This window comes from Streptomyces lushanensis (assembly GCF_001700515.1).
GTDB lineage: Bacteria > Actinomycetota > Actinomycetes > Streptomycetales > Streptomycetaceae > Streptomyces > Streptomyces lushanensis.
On record NZ_MAUD01000382.1, the window covers coordinates 1 to 8,576 of the forward strand.

8 protein-coding genes are annotated in these 8,576 nt (G+C 72.1%); 2 read left to right on the top strand and 6 right to left on the bottom strand.

What is annotated here, in order from left to right:
• Positions 1-138 precede the first annotated feature (138 nt).
• The 3 genes from BFF77_RS26830 to lnt form a co-directional block, all read right to left on the bottom strand.
• Positions 139-1,029 carry a 3-hydroxybutyrate dehydrogenase gene (locus tag BFF77_RS26830; RefSeq protein WP_079125526.1) on the bottom strand — a complete coding sequence of 297 codons (891 nt, stop codon included), beginning with the start codon at positions 1,027-1,029 and terminating at the stop codon, positions 139-141.
• 55 nt (positions 1,030-1,084) lie between these two features.
• Positions 1,085-1,564 (bottom strand): NUDIX hydrolase, encoded by a 480-nt coding sequence (locus BFF77_RS26835; protein WP_066954615.1) that lies wholly within the window; start codon positions 1,562-1,564, stop codon positions 1,085-1,087.
• A 116-nt stretch (positions 1,565-1,680) separates the two neighbouring features.
• The gene (gene lnt / locus BFF77_RS26840; protein WP_066954618.1) at positions 1,681-3,282 is read right to left on the bottom strand and encodes an apolipoprotein N-acyltransferase; all 1,602 of its coding nucleotides are present in this window, start codon (positions 3,280-3,282) and stop codon (positions 1,681-1,683) included.
• Between the two features lie 389 nt (positions 3,283-3,671).
• On the opposite strand from lnt, the gene BFF77_RS26845 reads away from it, so the two are divergent.
• A complete protein-coding gene (locus BFF77_RS26845) occupies positions 3,672-4,745 on the top strand; it encodes an O-antigen ligase family protein (protein WP_079125527.1) in 1,074 nt (357 codons plus the stop codon).
• Between the two features lie 92 nt (positions 4,746-4,837).
• Here BFF77_RS26845 and BFF77_RS26850 read toward each other — a convergent pair whose 3' ends face one another.
• Together BFF77_RS26850 and BFF77_RS26855 are read right to left on the bottom strand one after the other, a co-directional pair.
• A complete protein-coding gene (locus BFF77_RS26850) occupies positions 4,838-5,398 on the bottom strand; it encodes a hypothetical protein (RefSeq protein ID WP_066954621.1) in 561 nt (186 codons plus the stop codon).
• Positions 5,399-5,613: 215 nt separating this feature from the next.
• Positions 5,614-6,501: a glutamate racemase gene (locus tag BFF77_RS26855; protein ID WP_066954624.1), complete on the bottom strand. Its 888-nt coding sequence runs from the start codon at positions 6,499-6,501 to the stop codon at positions 5,614-5,616.
• A 57-nt stretch (positions 6,502-6,558) separates the two neighbouring features.
• Here BFF77_RS26855 and BFF77_RS26860 point away from each other — a divergent pair, with 57 nt between their 5' ends.
• A complete protein-coding gene (locus BFF77_RS26860) occupies positions 6,559-7,776 on the top strand; it encodes a glycosyltransferase (protein WP_211280321.1) in 1,218 nt (405 codons plus the stop codon).
• A 110-nt stretch (positions 7,777-7,886) separates the two neighbouring features.
• Here the strand turns inward: BFF77_RS26860 and BFF77_RS26865 are convergent.
• The coding region (locus tag BFF77_RS26865; RefSeq protein ID WP_425424434.1) for a TerD family protein at positions 7,887-8,576 on the bottom strand (690 nt) is incomplete at its 5' end.

Sequence of the window (8,576 nt, forward strand, 5' to 3'; positions counted from 1 at the left end):
CCGCGGCGCCGCGGGCGAGGAGTTCCAGGTAGGACGCCTGATCGTGGGACATGGACACAGGATTACCCGTCGTACGGCCGGTCGCGCCAGCCCTGTGGACAACGCAAGCGATGTGGACAACCCGGCCGCTCGGAAGAGTCAGTGCGCGGTCCAGCCGCCGTCGAGGGTGAGCGAGACACCGGTGATGAAGGACGCCTGCGGAGTGCAGAGGTAGGCGACCGCCTCGGCCACCTCGTCCGGTTCGAGAAGGCGCTTCAGCGCGGAGTCCTGGAGCAGGACATCGGTGAGAACGCGCTCCTCGGGAATGTGGTGGGTCTCCGCCTGGTCGGCGATCTGCTTCTCGACCAGTGGTGTACGCACATATGCGGGATTGACGCAGTTGGAGGTCACTCCGTGCGAGGCGCCTTCCAGCGCGGCGGTCTTGGAGAGACCTTCCAGACCGTGTTTGGCGGCCACATAAGCCGATTTGAAAGCCGAGGCGCGCAGCCCATGGACGGAGGACACATTGATGATCCGGCCCCATCCCTGGCCGTACATGTGCGGCAGCGCGCCTCTGATCAGCCGGAAGGGTGCCTCCAGCATGACCGTGAGAACGGTGTGGAAGACATCGGGCGGGAAGTCCTCGATGGGGCGCACCAGTTGGAGTCCGGCGTTGTTGACCAGGACGTCCGTGCCCGCAGCGGCCCGCTCGGCCGCGTCGAGATCGGTCAGGTCGAGGACCCGTGATTCGACGGCGCCCAGCAGTCCCTTGGCCTCCTCGGCCAGACCTTCGAGTCCTTCGCCGTCCCGGTCCACGGCTCTGACCAGGGCCCCGGCCGCCGCGAGCCGCAGCGCGCACGCGCGGCCGATACCGCTCGCGGCCCCGGTGACCAGTGCCACACGGCCGCCGAGGTCGAGCGCGACGGGAGCGGACGGGGTCACGGCGGGAGCGCTGTCCGGAGCGGGAGCACCGTCAAGGGCGGAAGCGGCCTCGGAGTCGGACGCGAAGGCGGCGGAGGCAGCAGGACCTGGTGTGGTGGGCGCGGTCATGTTCCGCACCCTAAGCAGCGCCCAGGTCCCGACCGATGTGGTCAGCGCCCACACTTCACCGCTGAGGCATGGGTTCGAACCATGTGGGTGCATCGGTGAGCGCCTGCTTGATCCGCAGAAGCGCGTACTCCTCCAGCTCCGGCAGTCCGTCCACCGGGAACCACGCCACATCCAGGGACTCGTCGTCGTTGACCCGTGCCTCACCGCCGATCGCACGGCAGCGGAACGTGATGTCCATGTACTGGCACTCGTCACCGTTGGGATAGACGACCGGCTCAAGCGTCTGGACGACCACGACCCGCTCCGCCACACACCGTACGGCGGTCTCCTCGTACACCTCGCGGACCGCCGCGACCGCGGGCTGCTCCCCCGGCTCGGGGATGCCGCCGATGACCGACCACCGCCCGGTGTCGACGCGGCGGCCCAGCAGTACGCGTCCGTCGTCGTCGAAGACGATCGCGTTGACGCCGGGCAGCAGAAGGAGCTGGTGGCCCGCGGTGGCGCGGATCTTCCGGATGAAGTCAGGGGTTCCCATACCGCCGACCCTAACCGCCTGCCGGCCGCGCTCAGTGGTCGCGTCCAGCCGTGACCGGAGACCCTCGGGGACCGCAAGGACGCGTCGGGACCCGGAGGCTCCGACGCCGGGAGGTCTTAGGCCGCCGCGTTCCTCCTGTGGCGAACGGAGCGGGCCGCCGCCCAGCCGAGACCGCCCACCGCGACCGCCGCCAACAGGCCCTCGGGCAGCGTGCCGAGGCGCGTGGCCGGGGTCAGGGACGAGCGGAGCGGGACCTCGGCGACGAGCGCGCCCGGTGTGAACATCCCGGTCTTCTGGGTGACCCTGCCGTCCGGCTGGATGATCGCGCTGACACCGCTGGTCACCGGCACGACGACCGTCCTGCTGTGCTCCACGGCCCGCACCCGCGACATCGCGAGCTGCTGATAGGTCATCTCGCTGCGGTCGAAGGTGGCGTTGTTGCTGGGTACGGAGATGAGCTGGGCGCCATGGGTGACGGTGTCCCGCACGGCCCAGTCGAACGCCGCCTCGTAGCAGGTGGCGAGCCCCACCTCGGTGCCCGCGAGATCGAAGACGCCCGGCTCGGTGCCCCGGCCGAAGTCACGGCGCACCATGTCCGCGTAGCCGGGGCTGATCGTCCGTACGAGGGAACGCAGTGGCAGATACTCGCCGAAAGGTTGGATCTGCCGCTTGTCGTACGTGGCCGTCGGACCACGCTCCGGGTCCCACAGGATCTGGGTGTTGCGCAGCGGTCCGGTGTCCGGAGTGACGACGGCGCCGACGGAGATCGGTACACCGATCGCCCTGGCGGCCTGGTCGATCACATCCCGCGCGTCGGGGTTGCGGTACGGGTCGATGTCGGAGGAGTTCTCCGGCCACAGGACGAAGTCGGGCTGAGGCTCCTTGCCGGCCTTCACCTCGTCGGCGAGCTGAAGCGTCCGGCGGACATGGTTGTCGAGGACCGCGCGGCGCTGGGCGTTGAATTCGAGGCCCGCCCTGGGCACGTTGCCCTGGATCGCGGCGACGGTCGCGGTACCGTCCTCGGCCGAGTCGTCCACCAGCGGCAGAGCGGCGAGCGCCGCCACGACGGGAACGAGGACGGTGAGCGCGGCGATGGCGCCGGCGCGGCGCGGGACCGCACCGGTCCTCCGGTACGCGAGGACCTGGCGTACCGCTTCGTACAGCCCGAAGCCGCACAGGACGACGGCGAAGCCGAGTACGGGCGTGCCGCCGACCGCGGCGAGCGGCAGGAAGACGCTGTCGGCCTGGCCGAAGGCGATCTTGCCCCAGGGAAATCCGCCGAACGGCACCCGCGCGCGGACGGCCTCGCCGAGGATCCAGACCGCCGCCGCCCAGACCGGCCAGACGGGCAGCCGCGACACGGCCGCGATCCCCATACCGGTGAACGCGATGAAGAGCGCCTCGATCGCGACCAGCGCGAGCCACGGTCCCGGTCCGACCTCGGCGCCCGTCCACACGAGGAGCGGCAGCAGAAAGCCCAGTCCCGCGAGGTAGCCGAGGCCGAGTGCCGCGCGTGGGCGACGGCCGTGCAGACTCCAGGCGAGCAGGGCGAAGCCGGGCAGAGCCAGCCACCACACCGTGCGGGGCGGAAAGCTCGCGTACAGCATGACGCCGGACAGCGCCGCCGCGCCCGGCCGGGTGAACCGTCGCAGCAGACCGCGACCGCCGGAGGCCGGGACGGACGGAGTGGGCTCGACGGTGGTGATGGTGGCGCTCACCTGGCGGAGTCTACGGTGGGGCGCCGCGCGCGGAGGAGCACGGGCCGGGAGTACGGGCCGCCGACCGCGCCCGAGGACGTACCGGAAGTGGCTCAAAACGATCTCGGGAGCGGCTCGGGACGCGCTCGTCAACGGGGCTCGGGACGCGTCCGGCAGCGGTACGGAAACCGCTCGGGCGCGCCTCTGAAGCCGTACGGGAACGGCGCGGGACGGCGCACGGACAGCGCGCCGAGGGCGCGTCACCGCGTACGGCCGGGATGCGGGGCGGCCTACCTTCGCAATCCCTCCACACATCGCCGCCACTGCCGTTACCGTGTGCGCCAGTCCTTGTCGCATGGCCGGATCCGGCGGTTGTGGGCGGGGCCGTCAGAGGGTCGGGGGGCGACGGGATGGCCGCACCAGCGGAACCACCGGTGGAACGATCAGTCGTACCGGAACGCTCCGGCGCGCCCGATGCCGTCGGCGCCGTGGTCCTCGGCGCCTCCGCCGTGTGGGCGCTGATCAGCGCGGCAGGGACCGACGGCAGGCCCGAGGGCGTTCTGCTCGCGGTGCTCGCCGTCACGGCGGGGTACGCCAGCGGCCGGATCAGCGGCTCCCTGGCGCCACTCGCCACGGCCTCGGTGATGGCGGTCGCCTGGCTCGCGGCGGCGATCGCATCAGGCCAGGAAGGATTCGGCACGGCGGTGACCGTGGGCACTCCGCCGGGCGACACCGGCGCGGTGGCCGGGCTGCTGGTGCTCGCGGCGGGAGCGGCCTGCTGCGCGGCGACGGAGGCCGGCCCGTCACCCGTTCGGGCGGCCATGACGCTGCTGGCGGTGACGATCGCGGGTGCCGCGCTGCTGTTCGGTTCGGTCGCCGGGTTCGTCGCGGTGCTCGGCGTGCTGCTGTGTTCGCTGGCGGCGGCCAGGACGCGGCGGCGGGCGGCCGGGCTCGCCGGGTTCGCCCTGGTCACGACGCTGGTGGTGGGCGCGTCGTGGGCGGTGGCGGAGCAGGTGCTGCCCGAGGGGCTCTCGGTCTCGCTGGAGGGCCAGCTCACACAGCACCGCGTGGCGCTGTGGCAGGACGCGGCCGCACTGGCGAAGGAGCATCCGCTGCTGGGCTCGGGACCCGACCGCTTCGGCGACCTCAGTCCGACCGTGACGCAGTCGCTGGACAGCGACAGCACACCGCACTCGGCGGCGCTCCAGCAGGCCGCGGAACAGGGGGTGGTGGGGCTCCTGTTGCTGGGCGCCGTGTTCGGCTGGCTGCTGTACGGGCTGGCGCGCTCGGCGTGCTCCACCCCGGTGGCCCTCACGGCCGGCGCCGCGCTGACGGCACTCGCCGCCGTGGCGAGCGTGGGCAACGCGCTGAGCTTCACCCCGGTGACGGCGGGCGCGGGTCTGCTCGCGGGCCTCGCCACGGCGAGACCGGAGGCCGACGTCGTCCCTGTGTCGTCCATCACATCGGCGCACGGCAACGGCTGATGCCGCCACGGGGTCCCGGGTCCGCGAGGACGGACCGGACGGGTCACCGGCGTAGGACGCGTTGACGCGTTCGGAGGCCCCTGAGGCCGGACTCAGATGCCCGCCGCGTTGGACTCGGGCGCGAGCTGCAGCCGGCTGCGGATGAAGCGCACCGCGGACTCGGCGTCGTCCACCGTCACGGTGAAGACCCTGCCGTCGCCCAGCTTGAGCACCAGGGCCTCACCGCGGCGTACCACCACGGCCGTGCCCATCTCGGGCCGCCAGCGATAACCCCAGCCGCCCCACTGGCGCGGGGTGACCCTCGGCGCGAAGTCGGCGTCCACGACGTGCGCGAGCAGGATTCGGCGGCGCGGCAGACCCATGTGACCGCAGCGCACCTCCAGACAGTCGCCCTCCACCCGGACCGCGACATGCACGAACGCGAGGGTGCCGAAGAGGATCAGCAGTCCCGCCGCCACACAGCCGACGACGGACATCAGCAGGGCCGCGAATCCGGTGGACCAGGAGGACTCCACGGCCAGCACGATCCCGAGCGCGATACACGCGGCGCCGGCGGCGGCGAGCAGCCACTGCGCGCGATTGGTGGCGCGGCCTGTCCAGGTGTCGGGCACGGGCTCATCGGGGTGGCCCTCATGCCGGGGGTGCTCCCTCATGTCTTGCAGAGTACCCAGGTTCCGACGCACCGGTAGTCCCTCCGCGACCTGATGCGGCGTTACCCCGTACGCGCTTCGTACGAGGCCCGCGCACGGCCGGCGCTCGCGCGGTACGCCTCCCGCAGGCGTCCAGCAGGCGCTCCGGACGTACTCCGGATGCTTCCCGGAGCATGCTCCGTTCGGGTAGGCGCGAGCCGGCGCGGCAGTGCCCGGGTTCAGCGCACCTGGTCGAGGGCGGCGAGCAGCCGGCCCTCCGCGTAGGCGAGCGCGGGCTCCGGGAGCACGGACTCCCGGCCGCTGAGCAGCACCGTGAGCCGCGCGCCCGAAGGACGGCCCGGGGGAGGGTCCGAGGGGCCGCCCGGCGCGCCGCCCGGGAGTCCCGTGGGCGTGACCGATGTCACCGGGACCCGGCCGGCGCCGTAGCCGTTCCCGGACCCGGCGCCGCCGCCCGCGCCGATCCTGCGGAGCGCCTGCGCGGCGACGGCGTCGGCCGAGCCGTACAGCACGACGTCCGGCAGACCGGGTCGCCGGAGGGCCGTACGGATACGTTCCGCGACCAGTTCGTAATGGGTGCAGCCCAGGACGACGGCCCGTGCGTCGCGCGGTGTGAGCGCCGCCGCGGCGGCCACCGCGCGGTCGATCCAGTCCTCGTCGGCGGCGTCCACGGCGTCCGCGAGTCCCGGACAGGGCACCTCGGTGACACCGACGGACGGCGCGAAGTCACGGATGAGTCCGTGCTGGTACGGGCTGCCGGTGGTGGCGGGAGTGGCCCAGATCGCGAGCGGTCCGCCGCCCGCCGCGGCCGGCTTGATCGCCGGGACCGTACCGATCACCGGCAGTCCCGGCTCCAGTTCCGCGCGGAGCGTCGGCAGGGCGTGCACGGAGGCGGTGTTGCAGGCCACGATCAGCGCGTCGGGACGGTGCTCCGCCGCGGCGCGCGCCACGATCAGCGCGCGCTCGGTGACGTCCGGCGGGGTACGCGGGCCCCAGGGCATTCCGTCGGGGTCGGACGAGAGGACGAGATCGGCCTCGGGGCAGAGCCTGCGTACCGCGCCGGCAGCCGCGAGCAGACCGATGCCTGAGTCCATGAGCGCGATCTTCACCCGGTCACCATAGTCGACCGCGTGTGCGGTCCTGTTGATGTGGGGCAGACTGCGGCGATGAGCGCCGTTGCCTGGATCGCCATGGGTTCGCTGGCCCTGTGGGGCTGGCTGTTGCTGGGTCGGGGGTTCTTCTGGCGTACGGACCAGCGGCTCCCCGAGCACGAGCCCTACCACACGGAAGAGGGCATGGCCGGGGCCGGGGCCCGTACTGGCTGGCCGTCCGTCGCCGTCGTCGTACCCGCCAGGGACGAGGCGGCCGTGCTTCCCGAGAGCCTGCCGTCCCTGCTCGCCCAGACGTATCCCGGCGAGGCCGAGATCTTCCTGATCGACGACGGCAGCCAGGACGGTACGGGCCGGCTCGCCCGCGAGCTGTCCGCGCGGCTCGGCGGGCTGCCGCTGACGGTGGCCTCGCCCGGCGAACCGGAGCCCGGCTGGACCGGAAAGCTGTGGGCGCTGCGGCACGGCATCGCGCTGGCGCGCGCCCACGACCCCGAGTACCTGCTGCTGACGGACGCCGACATCGCCCATGAGCCGGACAGTCTGCGGGAGCTGGTCGCCGCCGCGCGGGCGCGTGAGCTCGATCTGGTCTCACAGATGGCGCGGCTCCGGGTGGCGAGCGTGTGGGAGAAGCTCGTCGTACCGGCGTTCGTGTACTTCTTCGCGCAGCTCTACCCGTTCCGCTGGGTCAACCGTCCCGGCCGCCGTACCGCGGCGGCGGCGGGCGGTTGTGTCCTCCTCCGTACGGAGGCCGCCGTGCGCGCACAAGTGCCCGAGTCGATCCATCAGGCCGTGATCGACGATGTGTCACTGGCGCGGGCCGTACAGCGCGGTGGAGGCCGGATCTGGCTCGGTCTCGCGGAACGGGTCGACAGCGTCCGTCCTTATCCACGGCTGGCCGACCTCTGGCGAATGATCTCGCGCAGCGCCTACGCACAGCTCAGGCACAATCCGCTGGTGCTCCTCGGGACGGTGGCGGGTCTCGCGCTGATCTATCTGGTACCGCCGGTGGCGCTGGGCACGGGTGTGCTGGGCGGCGACACGGCGGCGGGGTGGCTGGGATTCGCCGCGTGGGCGGTGATGACGTACACGTACATCCCGATGCTGCGCTACTACCGGCAGTCGCTCTGGCTGGCCCCGCTCCTGCCGCTCACGGCGTCGCTGTACCTGCTGATGACGGTCGACTCCGCCGTACAGCACCACCGGGGCCGTGGCGCGGCCTGGAAGGGCCGTACGTACGCGCGACCGCGGGCCGCCCCGGAGACCCCGGACCGCTGAGGCCCGTGCTCATCGACGGAGCCCGCGGGGCCTGCGGCGGTGACGGCACCGACGACGCGGTCCGTCACGACCGCCCCGAAGGCCCGGAGCCCCGGAGCGGCCCGCGTGCGTCACTTCCTGCCGGGCGTCCAGTTCATGCCCCAGCCATAGGCGTAATCGATGGTCCGCTGCGGACTGACACCGCGTTCCGGTACCAGAAAGCGCGCTTCCCGCTGGACCACGAGGTCCGAGCCCGTATTGGTGATCAGCGCCAGTGAGCAGACCGTGGACGGCACGGTGCATTCACCGAGTGAGAAGTCGATCGCGGCACCGTGCTGCGGCTGGAGAGTGACCGTCGCGTCAAGATCCGCGAAACTGCGGGCGCCTTCGTAGATCGTCACGAAGATGACGATCCTGCGCAGTCGGTCCTTGTGATCGAGGTTGATGGTGAGGTTCTCACCACTGGCACTCCCGCCCGTGCGGTCGTCGCCGTCGAGATGGATGTACGGCGGCTGGTTGAGCGCGCCGAAGGCATTGCCGAGTGCCTGGACGACGCCTTTGCGGCCGTCGGTGAGTTCATAGAGTGCGCACAGATCGAGATCGAGATCACCGTGCATGGCGACGGCCCGGCCGAGTTTGGCGCCCCAGCCCTTGAACTGTTTGCGCACCTGCCAGTTGAGGTTCACCCGCATCGCGCCGGAGCTGCCGCCCTGCTTGGCGAGCGAGACGGTCGGGGCCTCCTTGGTCAGTGTCACCTTGGTGAGCCGTACGGGAGCCGGGGCGGGCGTCGCGGTGGGCGGCGCGACGCCCGCCCCGGCTCC